17 protein-coding genes are annotated in these 22,983 nt (G+C 71.4%); 11 read left to right on the forward strand and 6 right to left on the reverse strand.

Annotated features, from left to right (window positions below):
* Positions 1-65: 65 nt before the first annotated feature.
* Together ABIE67_RS33505 and ABIE67_RS33510 are read right to left on the reverse strand one after the other, a co-directional pair.
* Positions 66-749, reverse strand: a complete 684-nt coding sequence (locus tag ABIE67_RS33505) for a glycerophosphodiester phosphodiesterase (RefSeq protein WP_370265116.1) — start codon at positions 747-749, stop codon at positions 66-68.
* A 37-nt stretch (positions 750-786) separates the two neighbouring features.
* Positions 787-1,848, reverse strand: coding sequence for an adenosine deaminase (locus tag ABIE67_RS33510; protein WP_370265117.1), 1,062 nt, complete (start codon positions 1,846-1,848; stop codon positions 787-789).
* A gap of 423 nt (positions 1,849-2,271) precedes the next feature.
* Between ABIE67_RS33510 and ABIE67_RS33515 the strand changes: the two genes are divergently transcribed.
* Positions 2,272-2,730 (forward strand): DUF4190 domain-containing protein, encoded by a 459-nt coding sequence (locus tag ABIE67_RS33515; RefSeq protein ID WP_370265118.1) that lies wholly within the window; start codon positions 2,272-2,274, stop codon positions 2,728-2,730.
* Positions 2,731-2,922: 192 nt separating this feature from the next.
* On the opposite strand, the gene ABIE67_RS33520 is transcribed toward ABIE67_RS33515, so the two are convergent.
* A complete protein-coding gene (locus tag ABIE67_RS33520) occupies positions 2,923-3,477 on the reverse strand; it encodes an NADAR family protein (protein ID WP_370265119.1) in 555 nt (184 codons plus the stop codon).
* A gap of 198 nt (positions 3,478-3,675) precedes the next feature.
* Here ABIE67_RS33520 and ABIE67_RS33525 point away from each other — a divergent pair, with 198 nt between their 5' ends.
* The 7 genes from ABIE67_RS33525 (at position 3,676) to ABIE67_RS33555 (ending at position 11,467) form a co-directional block, all read left to right on the forward strand.
* Entirely contained in the window at positions 3,676-5,211 is a 1,536-nt protein-coding gene (locus ABIE67_RS33525; protein ID WP_370265120.1) for a gamma-aminobutyraldehyde dehydrogenase, read from the forward strand.
* Between the two features lie 72 nt (positions 5,212-5,283).
* Positions 5,284-6,531: a PotD/PotF family extracellular solute-binding protein gene (locus ABIE67_RS33530; RefSeq protein WP_370265121.1), complete on the forward strand. Its 1,248-nt coding sequence runs from the start codon at positions 5,284-5,286 to the stop codon at positions 6,529-6,531.
* A 7-nt stretch (positions 6,532-6,538) separates the two neighbouring features.
* Positions 6,539-7,684, forward strand: a complete 1,146-nt coding sequence (locus tag ABIE67_RS33535; RefSeq protein WP_370265122.1) for an ABC transporter ATP-binding protein — start codon at positions 6,539-6,541, stop codon at positions 7,682-7,684.
* On the forward strand, positions 7,684-8,613 hold the full coding sequence (locus tag ABIE67_RS33540) for an ABC transporter permease (protein WP_370265123.1): 930 nt from the start codon (positions 7,684-7,686) through the stop codon (positions 8,611-8,613). The genes ABIE67_RS33535 and ABIE67_RS33540 overlap by 1 nt, the downstream gene beginning before the upstream one ends.
* Positions 8,614-9,441, forward strand: coding sequence for an ABC transporter permease (locus ABIE67_RS33545; RefSeq protein ID WP_370265124.1), 828 nt, complete (start codon positions 8,614-8,616; stop codon positions 9,439-9,441).
* Positions 9,442-9,463: 22 nt separating this feature from the next.
* A complete protein-coding gene (locus ABIE67_RS33550; protein ID WP_370265125.1) occupies positions 9,464-10,891 on the forward strand; it encodes an NAD(P)/FAD-dependent oxidoreductase in 1,428 nt (475 codons plus the stop codon).
* Between the two features lie 132 nt (positions 10,892-11,023).
* Entirely contained in the window at positions 11,024-11,467 is a 444-nt protein-coding gene (locus ABIE67_RS33555; protein WP_370265126.1) for a hypothetical protein, read from the forward strand.
* 159 nt (positions 11,468-11,626) lie between these two features.
* On the opposite strand, the gene ABIE67_RS33560 is transcribed toward ABIE67_RS33555, so the two are convergent.
* Both ABIE67_RS33560 and gabT read right to left on the reverse strand, forming a co-directional pair.
* The gene (locus ABIE67_RS33560; protein WP_370265127.1) at positions 11,627-12,310 is read right to left on the reverse strand and encodes a phosphatase PAP2 family protein; all 684 of its coding nucleotides are present in this window, start codon (positions 12,308-12,310) and stop codon (positions 11,627-11,629) included.
* A gap of 348 nt (positions 12,311-12,658) precedes the next feature.
* Positions 12,659-13,993 carry a 4-aminobutyrate--2-oxoglutarate transaminase gene (gene gabT, locus ABIE67_RS33565; RefSeq protein WP_370265128.1) on the reverse strand — a complete coding sequence of 445 codons (1,335 nt, stop codon included), beginning with the start codon at positions 13,991-13,993 and terminating at the stop codon, positions 12,659-12,661.
* 292 nt (positions 13,994-14,285) lie between these two features.
* Here gabT and ABIE67_RS33570 point away from each other — a divergent pair, with 292 nt between their 5' ends.
* The 3 genes from ABIE67_RS33570 (at position 14,286) to ABIE67_RS33580 (ending at position 20,006) form a co-directional block, all read left to right on the forward strand.
* Complete coding sequence (locus ABIE67_RS33570) at positions 14,286-16,412, forward strand: ATP-binding protein (protein ID WP_370265129.1); 2,127 nt, start codon at positions 14,286-14,288, stop codon at positions 16,410-16,412.
* A 108-nt stretch (positions 16,413-16,520) separates the two neighbouring features.
* The gene (locus ABIE67_RS33575) at positions 16,521-18,197 is read left to right on the forward strand and encodes a PucR family transcriptional regulator (protein WP_370265130.1); all 1,677 of its coding nucleotides are present in this window, start codon (positions 16,521-16,523) and stop codon (positions 18,195-18,197) included.
* A 363-nt stretch (positions 18,198-18,560) separates the two neighbouring features.
* A complete protein-coding gene (locus ABIE67_RS33580) occupies positions 18,561-20,006 on the forward strand; it encodes an aldehyde dehydrogenase family protein (RefSeq protein WP_370269194.1) in 1,446 nt (481 codons plus the stop codon).
* Positions 20,007-20,104: 98 nt separating this feature from the next.
* Here ABIE67_RS33580 and ABIE67_RS33585 read toward each other — a convergent pair whose 3' ends face one another.
* Positions 20,105-22,945, reverse strand: coding sequence for a glycoside hydrolase family 3 C-terminal domain-containing protein (locus ABIE67_RS33585; RefSeq protein WP_370265131.1), 2,841 nt, complete (start codon positions 22,943-22,945; stop codon positions 20,105-20,107).
* Positions 22,946-22,983 lie beyond the last annotated feature (38 nt).

The raw sequence follows: 22,983 nt of genomic DNA on the forward strand, positions 1-22,983 counted from the left end.
CGGAGGAGGCAGTGGGGGAGTGCGTGCCATGCCCCGCGACGCCGGGATGATCCAAACGACAGGGTCTAGGTGGTGCGCAGGCCGAGGAGGACGTCGATGCGGTTCGTCGTGATCGAGTCGACGTCGCAGTCGAGCAGGCGGCGGAGGGAGCGCCGGGTGTCCGGGGTCCAGACCGACAGCAGGTAGCCGGCGCGGTGGACGCGCCCGGCGAGGGCGTGGTCGACCAGGCTGAAGCGGTAGTTGAGCCAGCGCGGGCGTACCGCGTCGAGCAGGCCGGCGCGCGGCGGGGCCAGGGTCGTCCAGGTCAGGGCGATCTCGGCGGCCGGGTCGGCGGCGCGGACGGCGAGCATGGCCGGGGCGCCCGCGCAGTAGTACACGCGGTCCTGCGCCCCGCACCCGCGGACGACGTCCACGACCCGGCGAGCCGCCCGCACATCGGGCGTGCCCGGCAGGTCGAGCATCACCCGGCTCCCGTCGCACGCCGCCAGCGCCTCCTCCAGCGTCGGCACCCCGCCCGCCGTGAGCCCCCGAACCTCGGCCGCCGACAGCGCGAGCAGCGGCCGGTCCTGCTCCCACAGCCGCTTCAGCGTCTCGTCGTGCAGCAGCACCGGCACGCCGTCCTTGGTGAGGCGTACGTCGATCTCCACCGCGTCCGCGCCCAGTCGGAGCGCGGAGCGCAGGGAGTCGAGCGTGTTCTCGCGGACGCGGTAGGGGTCGCCGCGGTGGGCGACGGCGGTCACGTTCTGCATGAGGACATTCTGGGGGCCCCAGGGAGGGGCACGGCGCTCAGGGGGCGAGCCAGTCGCTGGTGTACGTGTCGATCTCGGCCGTGATGCGGGCCTTGCCGGGCTCGTCGAGGAAGGACGCGTCCACCGCGCTCTTGGCGAGGCCGGCCAGGCCACGCTCGTCGAGGTCGAGGAGGCGGGCGGCGACCGCGTACTCGTTGTTGAGGTCGGTGCCGAACATGGGCGGGTCGTCGGAGTTGATGGTGACGACGACGCCGGCCTTCGCGAACTCCTTGATCGGGTGCTCGTCGATCGTGCGGACCGCGCGCGTGGCGATGTTGGAGGTCGGGCACACCTCCAGCGGGATCCGGTGCTCCGCGAGGTGCGCGAGCAGCTTCGGGTCCCGTGCCGAGCTGGTGCCGTGCCCGATGCGCTCGGCGCGCAGGTGGGTCAGGGCGTCCCAGACCGTCTCCGGTCCGGTGGTCTCGCCGGCGTGCGGCACGGAGTGCAGCCCGGCGGCGATCGCGCGGTCGAAGTACGGCTCGAACTGCGGCCTCGGTACGCCGATCTCGGGTCCGCCGAGCCCGAACGAGACCAGGCCCTCCGGGCGCAGCCGGTCGTCGGTGGCGAGCCGGGTGGTCTCCTCGGCGGCCTCCAGGCCGGCCTCGCCCGGGATGTCGAAGCACCAGCGCAGCACGGTCCCGAACTCGGCCTCGGCCGCCTTGCGGGCGTCCTCGATCGCCGCCATGAAGGCGCCGGCCTCGATGCCGCGGCGGGTGGAGGAGAACGGGGTGATGGTCAGCTCGGCGTAGCGCACCTGCTGGCGGGCCAGGTCGCGGGCCACCTCGTAGGTCAGCAGCCGGACGTCCTCCGGGGTGCGGATCAGATCCACGACCGACAGGTACACGTCGATGAAGTGGGCGAAGTCCGTGAACGTGAAGTAGTCCACCAGGGCCTCGGGGTCCGTGGGGACCTTGGAGTCGGGGTGGCGGGCGGCGAGTTCCGCGACGATGCGGGGGGAGGCGGAGCCGACGTGGTGGACGTGCAGTTCGGCCTTGGGCAGTCCGGCGATGAAGGCGTGCAGGTCGCGCGGGACGCGGGCGTCGACGAGACGGTCGGTCAAGGTTCCTCCCCGGGAACGGCGTCGTCCGCCGCCGGATGTGCGGTCGGCGGGACGCGGGTGATCGGCTGATCGGTGACTCGGGGTCATCGTATGCCGGGGCCGCGCCGGTGATGCCCGGGCCTTAGCATGACGGCACGTACGACAGAGGGGGGCCCGCGTATGTCCGACGACGCGCAGAGGGCGGAAGCGACGGGGGAGGCGGCGGCCGGGGGGTCGGGTGCTTCGTTGGACAAGGGGGACGGGAAGGCGTCCAGGGGCGAGCGGGGTTCTCCGGATCCGTGGGCTCCTCCGGTGGCTCCCTCCGGGTCAGGGGGCGGGGCGTCAGGGGGGCCGGCGTCAGGGGGGCCTGGACACACCGTCGTCTCGGACGTTCCGCCGGCCTGGCCCGCGCCGTCCGTGCATGATCAGCAGACGGTCACGTCCATGCCGTCCTCGGCACCGGCGGTCAACCCGTTCGCCCCGCCGGGGCCCACGGCGTCCGTGCCCTACGCCGCCCATGGCGAGCCCGTGCCGCCGCCGCCGATCGCGCCCGGTGGGCCGGGGCCGGTGCCGTACGGCTATCCCGGGTCCGGTGGCTACGGCTACCCGCCGGGGCCGGGGGCTGCGGGCTACTACGGGTGGCCCGGGATGCAGGCCATGCCGAGTAACGGGATGGGCACTGCCGGGCTGGTGCTCGGGATCATCTCCGCCGTTGTCTTCTGTCTGTGGCCGGTGGCCATCGTCGTGGGTGTGCTGGCCGTGATCTTCGGGGCGATCGGGCGGGGCAAGGCGCGGCGGGGTGAGGCGACGAACCCGGGCCAGGCTCTCGCCGGGATCATCTGTGGTGTGGCGGGTGTGGGCCTGGGGCTGGGGATGGCGGCGCTGCTGATCGTGGCGCCGTAGGAACCACGGACTTTCCTCGCCCCCGCCGCCCCTGCCCGTCCCGTCCTTCTGGGGCTCCGCCCCAGACCCCGCTGGGTATTTCAGCCCGTCCGGCGTTTGAGGACGAGGCCCCTTCAGGGCCGAAGCGGGGGTCTGGGGGCGGCAGCCCCCAGGGATGGGACGGGCAGGGGCGCCGGGGGCGAAAAAGCACGCCTAACCCCGCAACCGCTCCCGCGCCCCCATCAACGCAAACCCCAACAGATTCGGCCCCCGCCACCGCTCCGGATCCCCCGCCCCATCGTCCCCCGCAGCCAGCCCGATCCCCCAGACCCGATCCACCGGACTGGCCTCCACCAGCACCCGATCCCCGGTGCCCAGCAGAAACCCCCGCAGATCCGCATGCGCGGCGAACTTGTGGACCGACCCCTCGACGACGATCCGGAACCGCTCCCGCTCCCAGACCGCCTCGTCGAACCCCCGCACCAGCCGCCCGGCCTTCTTCGCCTCCGCCGGATGCCCGGCGGCCAGCACCCGCCGCTCCGCCTCCGCGTCCCCGAACAGCCGTGCCTTCTCCGCCATCATCCAGTGCTCGGCTGTCGCGTACGAGACGCCCGCCACCGTGAACGGCGACTCCCACCACTGGCTCAGACAGCTCGCGCTCACCCGTCCGTCCGGTCGTGGCCGGTGCCCCCAGAAGTGCAGGTACCTGACTCTCGTCCCCGCACGGATCTCCTGGATCAGGACATCCCAAGAATCGATCTTCGCCATGTGCCCGAGTCTGACAGGCACCACCGACAATCCGTCCCCGGTTTTCAAGGCCGACTCGACACCTGGTCGACAGATTCCGTCGCGTAACCAAAAGGCAACAACGGAATCACTTGTTGGAGCCTTCCTGCTCTGTCAGGATCGGCACTCAAATCGAGCCTGAGCCACGCCGGCCCCATCTCGGGGCACGGAGGGAGCGACATGCACAACCCGGGCACCGCCACCCCGGAACGATTCCCGGCCCAGGACCGCTTCGCGGACGGCGCGCAGTACATCGCGGGCCGGCCGGCGAAGGGGACCTCGGGGCGTACCCATGCCGTCGTCGACCCCGCCACCGGCGAGGAGGTGTACACGTACGACCTGGCCGGCACCGATGACGTCGACGCGGCCGTCGCCGCCGCGCGTGCGGCCTTCCCCGGCTGGGCCGCGACCACCCCGGGCGAACGCTCCGACGCGCTGCACCGTTTCGCCGCCGTGCTCGCCGAGCGCGCCGAGGATTTCGCCCGCGCCGAGTCCCTGCAGTGCGGGAAGCCGCTGAAGCTGACCCGTGAGTTCGACGTGCCGGGGACCATCGACAACACCGCCTTCTTCGCGGGCGCCGCCCGGCATCTCCAGGGGCAGTCCGCAGGGGAGTACTCGGGGGACCACACCTCGTACGTGCGCCGCGAGCCCATCGGTGTCGTCGGGTCCATCGCCCCCTGGAACTACCCCCTCCAGATGGCCGCCTGGAAGGTCCTCCCGGCGATCGCCGCGGGCAACACCATCGTGCTGAAGCCGGCCGAGCTGACCCCGCTGACCTCGCTTCTCTTCGCGCAGGCCGCCACCGACGCCGGGATCCCGGACGGTGTCATCAACATCATCACCGGGACCGGCAAGGAAGCGGGCGAGCATCTCGTCGGGCACCCCGACGTCGCCATGACCTCCTTCACCGGGTCCACGGCCGTCGGCAAGCGCGTCGCCGAGATCGCCACGGCGACCGTCAAGCGGATCCATCTCGAGCTCGGTGGCAAGGCGCCCTTCGTCGTCTTCGACGACGCCGACCTCGAAGCGGCCGCTCACGGTGCCGTCGCGGGCTCGCTCATCAACACCGGGCAGGACTGCACGGCCGCCACGCGCGCGTATGTGCAGCGACCGCTGTATGAAGCCTTCGTCGAGCGGACCGCCGCCCTCATGGAGAGCGTCCGGCTCGGTGATCCGTTCGCGCCGGGTACCGATCTCGGGCCGCTGATCTCGCACGTCCAGCGGGACCGGGTCGCCGGTTTCGTCGACCGTGCGCGTGCCTACGCGCGCGTGGTCACCGGCGGAGAGGCTCCCCAGGGCGAACTCAAGGACGGCGCGTACTACCGGCCCACCCTCGTCGCCGACGCGGCCCAGGACAGCGAGATCGTCCAGTCCGAGATCTTCGGGCCGGTCCTGGTCGTCCTGCCGTTCGACAGCGACGACGAGGGGATCCGCCTCGCCAACGACACCCCGTACGGCCTCGCCGCCTCGGCCTGGAGCCGCGACGTCTACCGGGCGAACCGCGCCACCCGCGAGATCAAGGCGGGGTGCGTGTGGGTCAACGACCACATCCCGATCATCAGCGAGATGCCGCACGGCGGCTACAAGGCGTCCGGCTTCGGCAAGGACATGTCCGCGTACTCGTTCGAGGAGTACACCCAGATCAAGCACGTCATGTTCGACAACACGGCGGTCGCCGCGAAGGACTGGCACCGCACCGTCTTCGGGGACCGATAGTCAGACCAGACAGGAGCGGCAGGCCGACCGACCCGCGGCCTGCCGCCCTCCCTCCGAAAGGGCACCACGCGCATGGAGCAGTACGAGCCCGACCGCCTGTCCCCGGCCCAAGTGGCCGCCATGCGGCGCAGCCTCCGCAACGGCCGGGCCGCCATGACCCGCCGTTCCCTGCTGCGCGCCTCCACGGGCGGCGCGCTCGCGCTGGGCGGCCTCGGGACGCTCAGCGCCTGCGGGATCCCCGCGGCCGGCAAGACCGAGGGCGGCATGTCCGCCGAGGACCACTCGGCGAAGGAGAAGGAGGTCAGCTTCTCCAACTGGACCGAGTACATGGACGTCGACGACTCCGGGAAGCACCATCCGACGCTGGAGCAGTTCGCGAAGCGGACCGGCATCAAGGTCAAGTACACCGAGGACATCAACGACAACAACGAGTTCTTCGGGAAGATCAAGCCGCAGCTCGCCGCCGGCCAGGACACCGGGCGCGACATCATCGTCCTCACCGACTGGCTCGCCGGCCGTCTCATCCGCCTCGGGTGGGTCCAGAAACTGGACCCGTCCAACCTGCCGCACGCCTTCGCCAACCTGTCCCAGCAGTTCCGCGATCCCGACTGGGATCCGGGACGGGCGTACTCGTACCCCTGGCAGGGCATCTCGACGGTCATCGCCTACAACAAGAAGGCGCTCGACGGCGTCGAGGTGAAGACGGTCTCGGACCTGCTCGACAACCCCAAGCTCAAGGGCCGCGTCGGCTTCCTCACCGAGATGCGCGACACCATCGGGATGACCCTGCTCGACATGGGCAAGGACCCCGCCAAGTTCACCGACGACGACTACGACGCGGCGATCGCCCGCCTGCAGAAGGCCGTCGACAACAAGCAGATCCGCCGGTTCACCGGCAACGACTACACCTCCGACCTCACCAGCGGCGACTTCGCCGCCTGCCTCGCCTGGGCCGGGGACGTCGTACAGCTCAAGGCCGACAGCCCGGACATCGACTTCCTGATCCCGGACAGCGGCTACATGACGTCCAGCGACAACATGCTGATCCCCAACAAGGCCCGTCACAAGACGAACGCCGAGCGGCTCATCGACTACTACTACGAGCCGAAGCCCGCCGCCGAGCTCGCCGCCTACATCAACTACGTCTGTCCCGTCGACGGCGTGAAGGAAGAGCTCGCGAAGATCGACGAGGACGCGGCGAACAACCCGCTGATCCTCCCCGACAAGGCCATGCAGGCACAGTCCCGCGCCTTCCGCTCCCTGAGCTCGAAGGAAGAGACGGCCTACGAAGAGAAGTTCGCGAAGCTCACAGGGGCGTGACCACACCATGACGAACGACACCAGCGGCGACGTCCGCCTCTCCGGCATAGCCAAGACCTACGGCTCCTTCACCGCCGTACACCCGCTCGACCTGACCGTGCCGCAGGGCTCCTTCTTCGCCCTGCTCGGCGCCTCCGGCTGCGGCAAGACCACCACCCTGCGCATGATCGCCGGTCTGGAGGAACCTTCCTCCGGCACCGTCCACCTCGGTGACCAGGACGTGACCGCCCTGCCGCCGTACAAGCGGCCGGTGAACACGGTCTTCCAGTCCTACGCCCTCTTCCCGCACCTCGACATCTTCGAGAACGTCGCCTTCGGCCTGCGCCGGCGTGGCATCAAGTCGGTGAAGAAGCAGGTCGAGGACATGCTGGACCTCGTCCAGCTCGGCGAGCAGGCCCGCAAGAAGCCGCACCAGCTGTCGGGTGGCCAGCAGCAGCGCGTCGCCGTCGCCCGCGCGCTCATCAACCACCCCAAGGTGCTCCTCCTCGACGAGCCCCTCGGCGCCCTCGACCTCAAGCTGCGCCGCCAGATGCAGCTGGAGCTCAAGCGCATCCAGACCGAGGTCGGCATCACCTTCGTGCACGTCACGCACGACCAGGAGGAGGCCATGACGATGGCCGACACGGTCGCCGTGATGAACGTGGGCCGCGTCGAGCAGCTCGGCTCGCCGACCGACCTCTACGAGAACCCGCGCACGACCTTCGTCGCCAACTTCCTCGGCACCTCCAACTTCATCGAGGCCGAGGTCGACTCCAAGAGCGGCGACGACATAGTCCTGAAGGCGGGCGGCGGCAAGCTCGTCCTCCCCGAGGCGAGGTGCAGCGCGGCCACGACGACCGGCGGCAAGGTACTGGTGGGCGTCCGCCCGGAGAAGATCTCGCTCACCCACGCCGACGACGCGGGCGAGATCCCCGAGGGCCGCAACCGCATCACCGGCAAGATCACCAACGGCAGTTTCATCGGCGTCTCCACCCAGTACGTCGTCGACAGCGCCGTCTGCCCGGACTTCGAGGTCTACGTCCAGAACGTCGACCGCGACCCCCGCCTGGTCCCCGGCGCCGACGTCATCCTGCACTGGAGCCCCGCCCACACCTTCGGCCTCGACGCGGCGCAGGACATCGACGCCGGTGTCGAGGAAGGGGCGGCCGCCTGATGTCGACGCTCACCGAGGCGCCACCGCCTCTGACCCCGACGGCCCCCGAGAAGAAGCCCCCGCGCAAGCGCGGCCGTCTCGTCCCGTACTGGCTGCTGCTCCCCGGCATCCTGTGGCTGCTGGTCTTCTTCGCGCTGCCGATGATCTACCAGGCCTCCACGTCCGTGCAGACGGGCTCCCTGGAGGAGGGCTACAAGGTCACCTGGCACTTCGCCACCTACTGGGACGCGCTGTCCGGGTACTACCCGCAGTTCCTGCGCTCGGTGCTCTACGCCGGCTCGGCGACGGTCCTGTGCCTGATCCTCGGCTACCCGCTCGCGTACCTCATCGCCTTCCGCGCGGGCCGCTGGAAGAACCTGATCATGATCCTGGTGATCGCGCCGTTCTTCACCAGCTTCCTGATCCGCACCCTCGCCTGGAAGACGATCCTCGCGGACGGCGGCCCGGTCGTCGGTGCCCTCAACACGCTGCACGTCCTGGACGTCACCAGCTGGCTCGGCATGACCTCCGGCGACCGCGTGCTGGCCACGCCGCTCGCGGTGGTGTGCGGTCTGACCTACAACTTCCTGCCGTTCATGGTGCTGCCGCTCTACACCTCGCTGGAGCGCATCGACGGCCGGCTGCACGAGGCGGCCGGCGATCTGTACGCCAAGCCGATCACCACCTTCCGCAAGGTCACCTTCCCGCTGTCGATGCCGGGCGTCGTCTCCGGCACGCTGCTGACCTTCATCCCGGCGGCCGGTGACTACGTCAACGCGGACCTGCTCGGCTCCACGGACACCCGCATGGTCGGCAACGTCATCCAGACGCAGTTCCTGCGGATTCTGGACTATCCGACGGCCGCGGCGCTCTCCTTCATCCTCATGGCCGCCATCCTCGTCATGGTGACGGTCTATATCCGCAGGTCCGGCACGGAGGATCTGGTTTAAATGAACACGCGACAGAGTCGCATATTCGGCACGAGCGTGAACTGGCTCAAGCGCCATCTCGTCGTCATCGCGGGACTGCTGACGCTCGCTTATCTCCTCCTGCCGAACATCGTCGTCACGGTCTTCTCCTTCAACAAACCGAAGGGGCGTTTCAACTACGAATGGCAGGAGTTCTCCACGGCCGCCTGGCAGGACCCGTGCGGCGTGTCCGACCTGTGCGGATCGCTGTCCCTCAGCCTCCAGATCGCGTTCTGGGCGACGCTGGGCGCCACGCTCCTCGGCACGATGATCGCCTTCGCGCTGGTCCGCTACCGCTTCCGCGCGCGGGGCGCAGTGAACTCGCTGATCTTCCTGCCGATGGCGATGCCCGAGGTCGTCATGGCGGCCTCGCTGCTCACCCTGTTCCTCAACATGGGTGCCCAGCTGGGCTTCTGGACGATCCTCATCGCCCACATCATGTTCTGCCTGAGCTTCGTCGTGACGGCGGTGAAGGCGCGCGTGATGTCGATGGACCCGAGGCTGGAGCAGGCCGCCCAGGACCTGTACGCCGGCCCGGTCCAGACGTTCGTCAGGGTCACCCTGCCGATCGCCGCCCCCGGAATCGCGGCGGGCGCACTGCTCGCCTTCGCGCTCTCCTTCGACGATTTCATCATCACCAATTTCAACGCGGGCTCCACCGTCACCTTCCCGATGTTCGTCTGGGGATCGGCCCAGCGCGGAACGCCCGTTCAGATCAACGTCATCGGCACGGCCATGTTCGTCATCGCCGTACTGTTCGTCCTGGCCTCCATGGTCATCAGTAATCGCCGTACCAAGCAAAAGGCGTAAACCCCTGTAGGGAGTTGAAATCATGGCCCCGAGCGCCATGAGTCGTGGCAACAACTGGACGAAATCCCTTTCCGACGCCCAGCCGGTCGTGTACTGGCTGGACGACCCCGGCAGGCCCCACCCCGAGCCCGCCCTGACCAGCGCCGAGACCTGCGATCTGCTGGTCGTCGGCGGTGGCTACAGCGGACTGTGGAGCGCGCTCATCGCCAAGGAGCGCGACCCGCAGCGGGATGTCGTCCTGCTCGAAGGCCGCGAGGTGGGCTGGGCCGCCTCCGGCCGTAACGGCGGCTTCTGCGCCGCCTCCCTCACCCACGGTCTGCCCAACGGGCTCACCCGCTGGCCGGACGAGATCCACCAGCTGGAGGAGCTGGGCGCCCGCAACCTCGACGAGATCGAGAAGGCGGTCGCCCGCTACTCCCTGGACTGCGACTTCGAGCGCACCGGCGAGATCGACGTCGCCACCGAGACGTACCAGGCGTGGGAACTACGCGACTGGTACGAGGAGTTGCGGGACAAGGGCCTCGCCGACGGCGTCGAGTTCCTGGACGCCGAGGCCGTACGGGCCCAGGTCGACTCACCGACCTTCCAGGCGGGCCTCTACGACCGCCGGGGCGTCGCCATGGTCAACCCGGCCAAGCTGGCGTGGGGCCTGAAGCGGGCGTGCCTCGACCTCGGCGTCCGCATCTACGAGCACACCCCCGCCCTCACCCTGAAGCCGTACGGCGCCGGAATGGCCGTACGCACCCCCTACGGCCAGGTCCGCGCCCGCAAGGTCGCGCTCGGCACGAACATCTTCCCCAACCTGGTCAAGCGCGTCCGCGCCTACACCGTCCCGGTCTACGACTACGCCCTGATGACCGAGCCCCTCTCCGGGGAACAGCTCGCGTCGATCGGCTGGAAGAACCGTCAGGGCCTCGGCGACTCGGCCAACCAGTTCCACTACTTCCGGCTCTCCGCCGACAACCGCATCCTGTGGGGTGGATACGACGCCATCTACCCGTACGGCGGTCGAGTGCGGGCCGAGTACGACGACCGCCCCGAGACGTACGCCAAGCTCGCCGGGCACTTCTTCACCTGCTTCCCGCAGCTGGAGGGCGTCCGCTTCACGCACGCGTGGGGCGGCGCGATCGACACCTGCTCGCGCTTCTCGGCGTTCTTCGGCACGGCCCACCAGGGCAAGGTGGCCTACGCGGCGGGCTTCACGGGCCTCGGCGTGGGGGCCACGCGCTTCGGCGCGGACGTGATGCTGGACCTTCTGGCGGGGGAGCCCACGGAGCGCACCCAGCTGGAGATGGTCCGCAAAAAGCCGCTGCCCTTCCCGCCGGAGCCCTTCGCCTGGACGGGCATCGCGCTCACCAAGTGGTCGCTGGCCCGCGCCGACGCGCACGGCGGGCGGCGCAATCTGTGGCTGAAGGCGATGGACCGGCTCGGCCTCGGCTTCGACAGCTGAGGACGGCTCTGGCCTGAGGGTGACCCAGGTCACCATGAATTGGTGGCGGGAACCCGCGTAATGCCTGCCGGTGACCTCCCTCTCCCTGGTGACGCGATCAGCGTCCACGCAGAGAACAGGGAGGTCACCGTCATGACAGGGGCGAAGACGGCGGTCGAGTGGCTGGCATCCGTTGCGCCGGATCCCGAGGCCTGCCGATGGGAGTGGGAGCGCAGCCCCCTCGGGGTCGCCCTGCTGCCGGCCGGCAAGGCCTGGGACGTCCTCATCCTGCCGGGCGAGCTCGGCTATCCGACCCTCGACGTCCTCACCCGCATCCTCGACCGACCCGGCCCGGTCCTGGTCGACTTCGGCGACTCACGCATGGGCTTCTTCGTGCCGCCCGGCACGGCGGCCCGCTGGCTCGGCACCGGCATCCGTACGGCCGGGGCCGGCACCTGGATCGTCGTGCCGTACCCAGGCCGCTCCGCCGGCGCCGTCCGCTGGCTGGTCCCCCCGGACGGCACCGGCACTCTCACGGACCCGGCACTCCTGGAACTGGCCATGCATGAGGCTGCCGCCGGCTTGGCCGACGACTAGGGCCTGTCGTTTGGATCATGCCGGCGTCGCGGGGTCGACTCGAAGGCGCAGTACCTCCCGGCCGGCCTGATCCAAACGACAGACCCCAGGGCGGTGCCGCGACGGGTGCCACTCCAGGGACCGGTACGGCGGCCGGGAGTTCCGGCGGACGTTCGACGGCTACTTCGGCTGAGGACGGCGGCGGTCCCGTCGGGCGAGGTACAGCCACAGCAGTGAGAGCAGCGCCGTACAGAGGCACCAACTGGCCACCACGTCCAGTGGCCAGTGGTAGCCGCGCCGGACCAGCCCGTAGCCGACGCCGAGGTTGAGGGCGGCGCAGCCGACGAGGAGTGCGCGGCGGGCGAGTATGGAGGTCAGCCACGGCAGGAGCAGCAGGGTCGCGGCACCGTAGGCGACGGCGGCCGTGGCCGTGTGGCCGGACGGGTAGTAGCCGGTGGCGGGCGGCACGACGGGAGGGCCGGGACGGTCGGTCAGCACCTTGAGGGGGACCACCAGCGCCGGGACCAGCACCATGAGCAGGGCCGCGGAGGCGGCCGGCAGCCACCAGTGGTGTGTACCAATGCGGCGCTGCCGCCAGGTGACATACGCCAGGGCCACGGCGAGGACCGGCACCGCGACCGGCACACTGCCCAGGTCGGCGAGGAGTTCGGAGAAACGGTCCGGGTGGACCAGGGCCCGGCTGGCCGCCGCGTCGAGGTCCAGCAACGGGCCGACGCTCATCACCTGCCAGGTGATGAGCGCGAAGAGAAGGGCGGGAAGCCCGAGAAGGAGGAAGAGGGAGGTCGGCCGCCCCGGAACAGGGGGGGTGGTTCCGAGGCGGCCGTCCGGATCGGATCGTCGCACGCCCCGGGGGGTTTGGGGCGGGCGACTGTCCGATCGGTGAGGAGATCCGGAGCCGGAAGCTCCGGGTGTGTGCGCGAGGGCACGACCAGGTCGAAGCTGGGGAGGCCTCGGCCCGATGTCGCCCAGAGTCCCCTCTGGGCGGGGTGTATCTCTCATCTGGTTAGAACCTACGACAGGGCGATGGCGTTAGACAGACGGAATCGCGTCCTGACATCCACCTCGCACACCTTCTTCACACGCTCTGACGCCGGCCACCCCAGCCCCGGAATCGCGAACGGCACCAGGGCTGGGACGGATGAGGTTCCCGGGACGGGGAACCTCGCGCTCACCAGTGGTTTTACTGTGACCTCAGATGCGGGTGAAGGCCTGCTCGATGATGTCGAGACCTTCGTTGAGGAGGTCCTCGCCGATGACCAGCGGGGGCAGGAAGCGCAGCACGTTGCCGTAGGTGCCACAGGTCAGGACCAGCAGGCCCTCGGCGTGGCAGGCCTTGGCGAGCGCGGCGGTCGCCTCCGCGTTCGGCTCCTTGGTGGCGCGGTCCTTGACCAGCTCGATGGCGATCATGGCGCCGCGGCCCCGGATGTCGCCGATGATGTCGAACTTCTCGGCCATCGCGGTGAGGCGGGCCTTCATGGTGGCCTCGATCGCCTTCGCCTTGGCGTTGAGGTCCAGCTCCCTCATCGTCTCGATGGAGCCCAGCGCACCGGCGCAGGCGACCGGGTTGCCGCCGTAGGTGCCGCCCAGGCCACCCGCGTGCGCCGCGTCCATGATCTCGGCGCGGCCGGTCACGGCGGCGAGCGGGAGGCCGCCGGCGATGCCCTTCGCGGTCGTGATCAGGTCGGGGACGATGCCCTCGTCCTCGCAGGCGAACCACTGGCCGGTGCGGCAGAAGCCGGACTGGATCTCGTCGGCGACGAACACGATGCCGTTGTCCGAGGCGAACTCGCGGATCGCGGGCAGGAAGCCCTTGGCCGGCTCGATGAAGCCGCCCTCGCCGAGCACCGGCTCGATGATGATCGCGGCCACGTTCTCCGCGCCGACCTGCTTGCTGATCTGGTCGATGGCCTGCGCGGCGGCCTCCGGGCCGGCGTTCTCCGCACCGGTCGGCCAGCGGTAGCCGTAGGCCACCGGCACCCGGTAGACCTCGGGCGCGAAGGGGCCGAAGCCGTGCTTGTACGGCATGTTCTTCGCGGTCAGCGCCATGGTGAGGTTCGTACGGCCGTGGTAGCCGTGGTCGAAGACGACGACGGCCTGGCGCTTGGTGTACGCGCGGGCGATCTTGACGGCGTTCTCGACGGCCTCGGCGCCGGAGTTGAACAGCGCCGACTTCTTGGCGTGGTCACCCGGGGTGAGCTCGGCGAGGGCCTCGGCGACCTCCACGTAGCCCTCGTACGGGGTGACCATGAAACAGGTGTGGGTGAAGTCGGTGAGCTGGGCGGAGGCCCGGCGTACGACGGCCTCGGCGGACGCCCCCACGGACGTCACGGCGATGCCCGAACCGAAGTCGATGAGCCGGTTCCCGTCGACGTCCTCGATGATGCCGCCGCCCGCACGCGCGGTGAACACGGGCAGTACGGAGCCCACGCCCTGCGCGACCGCGGCGGTACGGCGGGCCTGCAGCTCCTGCGACTTCGGGCCGGGGATGGCGGTGACGAGGCGGCGCTCCTGCGGAAGTGCGCTCATGAGGGGCTCCTGGGGGTGTTGCGGATTGCGGACGCTTGTCTTCTCTTTTCTCGCAGGCTAGGGCGGGGAGTGGGGGGTGGGCATGCTCCATGTGGGCGTTGTCGGGGGAGCGGGTTGTCCGTGGTGGACATAGCGGTCGCGGTACCGGGGCGAGGCAGGCCACGACGATGTCCGGAGCATCTCGGGCCGCTGCGTCGGCCGTGTAAGCGGTGAACTCCCCAGGAGAGGGCGTTAGATTGGCTCGCTGATGGTGGATGGCACGGATGGAACGGCTGGTCAGGGGGCAAGGGCGATGGACAGCGACGGGACGCAGGACGCGCGGGGCACACACGCGACGCCTGTACCGCGCCCGGCGGTGCCCCCGGAGGCGCCCGCGGTGCCGCCGCGGCCGGCCCGGGCGCCCGGGCCGGGAGCGGGGCCGGACGCCTCGGCGTTCCTGACGTGGCTGCGGGCGCCGCGGCCGGAGGCGCAGCCCGGCGTGTGGAGGCTGGGGCATGTGCCCCGGCCGGACGAGGAGCCCGAGCGGATCCCGACGCGGCAGCTGCTCAGCGGGGCGGTGATCGCGTTCCTGGTGGGCTGGCTGATCTGGTCGCTGCTCTGGAACGGCTATCTCGGCGGCTGGTGGGTGCTGCCTCTGGAGCTGTTCACCCCGGACTCCTGGCGCGAGAACAACGACCGCGTCGGCAACGCGATCCTCTGGTACAGCTACTACACGCTCATCGCCCTGGTCATCATGGTCGGCGTCGGCCGCCTGGGCCGCTGGGGCGAGGTCTGGCGCCGCTTCGGCCCGCCGGCCTGGAGCAGGGCGACCCCGACGCCCGAGCGGCCGCCCGCCCCGGAGCAGGACCCCGCGTCCTGGCCCGCGTTGCGCGCCGCCGGTGCCGCGGACGCCGCCGAGCGGCTCGCCGCCGACGCCCGGTCCGGGCTGATGCGCGATGTCGACTACGCCCGGATCGTCCGCGCCTGGCAGGGCGTGCGCAGCGGGCGGCACAACCTCGCCACCTTCAGCGGCGCCGTGCTCAAGGACGGCGCCGCCGCCTGTCTGCACCCGTCGGGCGAGCGCGACGTGCCCGCCCGGGTCGCCCGCCACGACCTCGTCAGCGGCCAGGTGCGGCTCGGCACGACTGCCGACGATCCGCGCAACCCGTACGCCTACCGGGGCACCGGGCTCGGCCTCGGCCCCGACCTGCTCGGCACCTCCCTGCTCGCGGTCGGGCCGGCCGGCTCCGGCAAGACGGGGACCGTCGTGCGGCCGCTCGCCGAGTCGCTGTGCCTGCACGCACTGGCCGGACGGGCCGCCGTCGTCGTCGTGGGCGCGGCGGGCGCGGGGCTCGGCCCGGAGGACGCCTTCGACGTCGTCGTACGGATCGGGAATCCGGACTCGGTCTACGACCTCGACCTGTACGGCGGCACCGGCGACCCCGACGAAGCCGCGGCCGTGCTCGCCGAGGCGCTCGTCGGGGACCTGGCCGACCCCCACCCGGGCAGCGACAGCCGCCGCTCCACCACCGTGCTGGCCCAGCTGCTCGGGCCGTTCCGGGCGGTCCACCAGCGCTTCCCGTCCGTGGCCGAGCTGCGGCAGCTGCTGGACGGCGCCCCCGGGGCGCTCGGCGCGCTGCGCACCGCGCTGGAGGGGTCCGGACAGGAGGGCCTGCTGCGGGAACTCGACGCCCGCGAACGGCAGTCGGGGCACCCCGGCGACGTGGCGGCCGTGCTCGCGGACCGGGTGGCGCTGCTCGACCGGCCGGCCTTCGCCGGGTTCTTCGACACGTCGGGGCAGTCGCGGCCGTTCTCGCTGAAGGCCCTCGACCACCCCGTCCGCGTGCGCATCGATCTGCCCGCGCGCGGGCACGCCGAGGCCTCGCGGATGCTGGCGCGGCTGGTGCTGGCGCAGTTCACGGCGAGCATCGCGGTACGGGAGGACCGGTCGCTGTTCGCCTGCCTGGTGCTGGACGACGCGACGGGGGTCGTGACGCCCGAGGCCGTGCGGGGCATCCAGCGGCTGCGGTCCGGCAACGCGGGCGCCGTGCTTACGCTGCGCAGCCTGGACGACGTACCGAGGCCGCTGCGCGGCCCGCTGCTCGGGTCCGCCGGGTGCCGGATGGCCCTGGCCGGGGTGACGCCGTGGGACGGGCAGGACTTCGCCGAGGTGTGGGGCAAGGAGTGGACCGAGGCGCGGGACGTCACCGACCGGCAGATCATCGCCGAGACACCGGCCGGGAAGGCGGTGCACGCGCTGCGGCGGGTGATCACCGGCAAGGCGCCGACCGCGCGGGCGGTGACCGTGCGGCAGGTCGAGCGGGAGCGGTGGTCGGCGTCCGAGCTGGCGCACGGGGTGCCCCCGGGGCACGCGGTGCTGTCGCTCACCAGTGTCAACGGCGAGCACGCGCCGCCGTTGCTGGTGGATCTGCGGGGTTAGGTACGGACTTCAGGTCACCCCATGACCGTACGGTGAGGCAGAATCGTCACAGGCTGTTCATACATGGCGGCCAAAAGATCACAACGATCACACCGACCTGAAGGTCTCATGCCACCCACGCTCGCCTCGCTCGTCCATCACTCCGCGCTGAAGCTGACCGTGCGGGCGGGCGAGGACCGCCTGGATGTGCCCGTGCGCTGGGCGCACGTCAGCGAGCTCGCCGACCCGGTGCCCTATATGGAGGGCGGGGAGCTGCTGCTGATCACCGCGCTCAAGCTGGACGCGGAGGACCCCGAGGCGATGCGGCGCTATGTGCGGCGGCTGGCCGGGGCGGGCGTGGTCGGACTCGGCTTCGCGGTCGGCGTCAACTACGAGGAGATCCCCGAGGCGCTGGTCGACGCGGCGGCGGAGGAGGGCCTGCCGCTGCTGGAGGTGCCCCGCCGTACCCCCTTCCTCGCCATCAGCAAGGCCGTGTCGGCGGCGATCGCGGCGGACCAGTACCGGGCGGTGACGGCCGGGTTCGCGGCGCAACGGGAGCTGACCAAGCAGGCGTTGACCGACGGGCCGGAAGGGCTGCTGACCGCGCTGGCCTCGCAGGTGGACGGCTGGGCGGCGCTGTACGACGCGTCCGGCGCCCTGGTCGCGACCGCGCCGGAGTGGGCGGGGCGGCGGGCGGCCCGGCTCACCGCGGATGTGGAGCGGCTGCGGGAGCGGCCCGCGCCGGCGTCGTCCGTGGTCGGCGGGCCGGAGAACGAGGACCGGGTCGAGCTGCACACCCTGGGCACCGGACGGCGGGCCCGCGCCGCCCTCGCCGTGGGCACGGCGGCGGCGCTCGGCACGGCGGAGCGGTACGCCGTCCACTCGGCGATCGCGCTGCTGACCCTGACCACCGAGCGGTCGCGGTCGTTGCAGGCCGCCGAGCAGCGGGTGGGGGCGGCGGTGCTGCGCATGCTGCTCGCCGGGCAGCCGGACCACGCGCGGGCCGTGGCCGGAGACCTCTACGGAGGGCTACTGGACGCGCCCTTCCGGGTCCTCGTCACCGAGGCGGCCCCGGTGTCGGCGGCGCGGGTCGTCGACTCCGGGGGGCGGGCGGGGCCGGCCAAGGCGTCCGCCGCGGTACTGGCCACCGCCGCCGGCGTGCACGGCGATCCGCTGGGTGCGCTCACCGAGATCGTGGAGTCCGCGGCGGCCCGGGCCGGGGAGGCGGTGCTGGTGGTGCCGGAGGGGGAGGGGGAGACGGCACGGCTGGTGGTGCTCGCGGCGGACGGGGGTGCGGCGGTGGCGGCCTGTGCGGAGTACGCGGCGGCGTTGGAGGCGGCGCGGTCGGGGGCCGGTCCGGAGCAGTCGGGCGCCGACGAGGACGAGCTGGTCGTCGGGCTGTCGGCGCCGGCCGGGCCGATCGCCGCGGCGGCGGCCTACAAGCAGGCCGAGCAGGCGCTGTCGGTGGCGCGGCGGCGGGGGCGGGTGTTCGTGGAGCACGAGCAGCTGGCGGCCGGGTCCGTGCTGCCGTTGCTCGCGGACGATGCGGTGAAGGCGTTCGCGGACAGCTTGCTGCGGGCGCTGCACGAGCATGACGCGACGGGGCGGGGGGACCTGGTCGCCTCGCTGCGGGCGTGGCTGTCGCGGCACGGGCAGTGGGACGCCGCCGCCGCGGACCTCGGGGTGCATCGGCACACCCTGCGGTATCGGATGCGCCGGGTGGAGGAGATCCTGGGCCGGTCGCTGGACGACGCGGATGTGCGGATGGAGCTCTGGCTGGCGTTGAAGGCGACGTCGGGGGAGTAGACGGATTCGCCCCCGCCGCCCCTACCCGTCCCGTCCTTCTGGGGCTCCGCCCCAGACCCCGCTCCTCGAACGCCGGAGGGGCTGGGTTTTTTTTCAGCCCGTCCGGCGTTTGAGGACGAGGCCCGTTCAGGGCCGAAAGCGGGGGTCTGGGGGCGGCAGCCCCCAGGGATGGGACGGGTAGGGGCGGCGGGGGCGAGAATTCCCTGGCCGCACCACCCACCCCGCCAAACCGGCACACCCCCCACCCCCACCACTCCACCCCGGACAACCACCCCTCCGCCCCCACACCCCTACCGTGGACCACGACACACCAGGACACCCCCAACGCGGAAGGGCCGGGAAATCGACATGCCAACGGACAATGTGGCAGCCACCCACGCCTTCTGGCTCGCCGGCCGCCAGGTCAGCGGCGAGGACAGCTTCGATGTGACCTCCCCCTGGGACGGGCGGGTCGTCGGCAAGGTGAGCGTGCCGACGGACGCGCAGACCGAGGAGGCCGTGGCCGCCGCGTACGCCGTCCGCGACGACTTCGCCGCGACCCCGGCCCACGTACGTGCCGCCGCCCTCGACCACGTCAGCAAGCGGCTCGTCGAGCGGACCGAGGAGATCGCCCGGCTGATCTCCGCCGAGAACGGCAAGCCCATGAAGTGGGCCCGCGGCGAGGTCGGCCGCGCCGTGTCCGTGTTCCGGTTCGCGGCCGAGGAGGCCCGGCGGTTCAACGGCGGCGAGGCCCAGCGGCTCGACACCGACCTCGGCGGTCAGGGACGGCTCGCCCTCACCCGGCGCTTCCCCAAGGGCGTAGTCCTCGGCATCGCGCCCTTCAACTTCCCGCTGAACCTGTGCGCCCACAAGATCGCCCCGGCCATCGCCGCCGGTGCGCCGATCATCCTGAAGCCCGCCCCGGCCACCCCGCTGTCTGGGCTCGTCATCGGTGAGCTCCTCGCCGAGACCGACCTTCCGGCCGGCTCCTGGAGCATCCTCCCGGTGCCGAACGACCGTATGCCCGCGCTCGTGCAGGACCCGCGTCTGCCCGTGATCTCCTTCACCGGCTCGGAGAAGGTCGGCTACGCGATCATGGACTCGGTGCCGCGCAAGCACTGCACCCTGGAGCTGGGCGGCAACGGCGCCGCGGTCGTGCTCGCCGACTACGCCTCCGACGCGGACCTCGACTGGGCCGCGACCCGCATCGCCACCTTCTCCAACTACCAGGGCGGCCAGTCCTGCATCTCCGTGCAGCGGGTGATCGCGGACGCGTCCGTCTACGACCGGCTCCTGCCGCGCATCGTCGCCGCGGTCGAGGCCCAGGTCACCGGCGACCCGAACGACGACGCCACCGACGTCGGCCCGCTGGTCAGCGAGGAGGCCGCCCAGCGCGTCGAGACGTGGGTGGACGAAGCCGTCGCGGCCGGGGCCGTCCTCGTCACCGGCGGCAAGCGCGACGGCGCCTCCTACGCGCCGACCGTCCTCACCGACGTACCCGCCGACGTCACCCTCGCGTGCGAGGAGGTCTTCGGGCCGGTCCTGACGGTGCACAAGGTCGACGGGGAGGCCGCCGCCTTCGCCGCCGCCAACGACTCCAAGTACGGCCTCCAGGCGGGCGTGTTCACGCATGACCTGCAGACCGCCTTCCGGGCGCACCGCGCCCTGGAGGTCGGCGGCGTCGTCATCGGCGACGTCCCCTCCTACCGCGCCGACCAGATGCCGTACGGCGGTGCCAAGCAGTCCGGCGTGGGCCGTGAGGGCGTGAAGTTCGCGATGGACGACTACACCTACGAGCGGGTGCTGGTCCTCACCGGTCTCGCTCTCTAGTAAATGGGATCCATTTTCAGTTAGGCTTCTCGAAAGGGGCCCGGCACCGATGCCTTCCGGTGCCGGGCCCCTTCTTTACGTCAGCCTCTTCCGGACCCTCAACCGGAGAAGCCGACGTGCGCGAGCCGCACCGGGCCGCGCAGCCTGAGGTGGACGTCCCGGACGCCCTCGGCGATGATCTCGGCGCGCGCTGTCACGTAGTCGTACGGACTCGCGTCGTCCCCCGCCTCGGACGTCAGCACGGCGAGCACCGCGCCCCCGTCCAGCGACACCTCGACCGCCCCGTCACCGCAGAGCGTCGCCGTCACCTCGGTGACACCGTCCCCGAAGTCGCAGTTCCGGTAGACGAGTTCACCCGACCTGCTCTGCGCCGGCGTCACCGAGTCGCCCGCCGTCTTCGTGCGGTCGACGATCGCGATGCCGCTCTGCTCGTCGAAGTCGGCCGCGGCCAGCCCGCGGCGTAGTACTGGACGCGGGGCGGACGCCTCGCCGTCCAGGATCACCGTCGTCCGCAGGCGGACGTCCTCGCTGGAGGCGCCGGCCAGCACCTCGTACGGGCCGGGCTCGCGGCGCCAGTCGCCCCGTGACACGTCCCAGAAGCCGAACGACGACAGCGGGACCTCGAAGCTCAGCTCCCTCCGCTCGCCCGGTGCCAGCCGCACCCGGCTGTGTGCCACCAGTTCGCGGCGCGGACGCGGCACCGTCGGGTCCACGGCGCGGGTGTAGAGCTGGGCCACCTCGTCGGCCGGCACATCGCCGGTGTTGGTGACCGTGAAGGAGACGTGCAGCGCGTCGTCCGTCGTGCGGGTGCCGAGGTCGGCGTAGGAGAAGGCCGCGTACGACAGGCCGTGGCCGAACGGGAACAGCGGGGTGCCCTCGAAGTACAAATACGTCTGGCGGCTGCCGATCACGTCGTAGTCGAGGAGGTCGGGCAGGTCGCTGTCGTCCGCGTACCAGGTCTGCGGGAGACGGCCGGCCGGGGAGACGTCACCGGCCAGGACACGGGCCAGGGCGGTGCCGGCCGCCTGGCCGCCGTGCGACATCCACAGCAGCGCCGGAAGGGCCGAGTGATCGACGGCGTACGGGTACGCCGACACCAGTGCCAGCACCGTGTTCGGGTTGGCGGCGTGCGCGGCGCGCAGCAGGCGCTCCTGGTGGGCCGGGAGGTTCAGCGTCGGGCGGTCCTCGGTCTCGCGGCCGTGAATGTGCGGGTCGTTGCCGGCGACCACGACGACCACGTCCGCCCGCGCGGCGACCCGGGTTACTGCGTCTTCCCCGCTTTCGACGACTATGAGCTGGAAAGTTTCCGGATTCGCTTCGGCAACCCTGACGCCGTCGGCGGCGACTGAGACGTGGCGACCCGTACCCATGTGCCGGAGGAGGTGTCCGTTCTCATGCGCTTCCAGGCGGAACGTCTCCTGGATGACCCAGCCTCCGGGCTGGTCGGCGGAGGCGCGGACACAGCCGTCCTCGGCGACCGAGAGATAGCGGCCGTCGGGGGCGCGCAGGGTCAGCACGCCGTCGCCCCAGTCGACGAGCGCGAACTCGGTGCCGGTCGGGTCGGTGGTCAGCGGGGGCAGGTCGGTGCGGCCGGCGAGCAGGGCCGGGTCGAGGGCACCCTCGGCGCCGCGCACCGCTTCGGCCGCGTCCGCCTCGGGGACGTGCAGGAACGCTCCGGTCGAGGTCTTCAGCAGGACCCGGTCCACGCCCTCCGCGAACTCCACCCGCTCCGCGCCGAACCGCTCGTACAGGCCCTCCAGCGGGGTGGAGCGGTGGATGAGCGTGCCGCTGTACCAGTCGAGCTTGCACTCGTCGGCGAGCAGGCCGACCACCGCGAGCCGGGTGTCCGGGGCGAGCGGCAGCAGGCCCCCGCTGTTCTTGAGCAGGACGACCGACTGCTCGGCCGCCTCCTGGGCGAGGGCGCGGTGAGCCGGGGTGTCGAAGTCCTTGGTGAGCGCGTGCGGGTCGTATTCCGGGTCGAACTCACCGAGCCGGAAGCGCACCGAGAGCTGACGGCGGACCGCCGTGTCGATGTCGGACTCGGTCAGCAGGCCCCGGCCCAGGGCCCCGCGCACCCGTGCGGTGATCTTCGAGCTGTCGGTGCCGTGGTCGGTGAAGCTGTCGACACCGGCCAGCAGCGCGGCGGCCGTGGCCTCCTCGTGGGTGTCGAAGTAGTGCTCGGAGTCCACCAGGTTCGAGGGCGCGCCCGCGTCCGAGCAGACCAGCAGGTCCTCGTCGGTCCAGGTGCGCAGGTGCTCGCGCAGATACGGCGAGACATGGTTGGGGCGGCCGTTGACCAGGTTGTACGCCGGCATCACCCCGGCCGTCGCGCCCGCCTCGACCGTCTCGCGGAAGGCGCGCAGGTCGTACTCGTGCAGGACCCGCGGGCGGACCGACGACGACGTGACGTCGCGGCCCGTCTCGTTGTTGTGGGCCAGCCAGTGCTTGAGGACGGGCGCGGTGCGCCAGTACGTCGGGTGGTCGCCGCGCAGGCCACGGGTGTACGCGGTGGCGATGGCGGAGGTGAGCTTCGGGTCCTCGGAGTAGCCCTCCTCGTTGCGGCCCCACAGGGGGTGGCGCAGCAGGTTGACGGTGGGGGCCCAGACGTTCAGGCCCACGCGGTCGTCGCGGGCGCGCATCGCGCGGGTCTCCTTGCCGACGGCCTCGCCGACCCGTCGTACGAGTTCGGTGTTCCAGGTCGCGCCGAGCCCGATCGCCTGGGGGAAGACGGTGGCCGGGCCCATCCAGGCCACGCCGTGCAGGGCTTCCTGGCCGGTGCGGAACGCGTCGATGCCGAGTCGCTCGACGGCGGGCGCGAACTGGTGCAGGAATCCGATCTTCTCGTCGAGCGTGAGCCGCGACAGAAGGTCGTCGATGCGCTTCGCGAACGGCAGCTGCCGATCGCGGAAAGACGGCGTAGGCGGCGTTTGTGCGGTCACGTGGGGATCCCCTTGCGATGGAGCGGCGAGGCGCTTTC

The organism is Streptomyces sp. V4I8, from assembly GCF_041261225.1.
Lineage (GTDB): Bacteria > Actinomycetota > Actinomycetes > Streptomycetales > Streptomycetaceae > Streptomyces.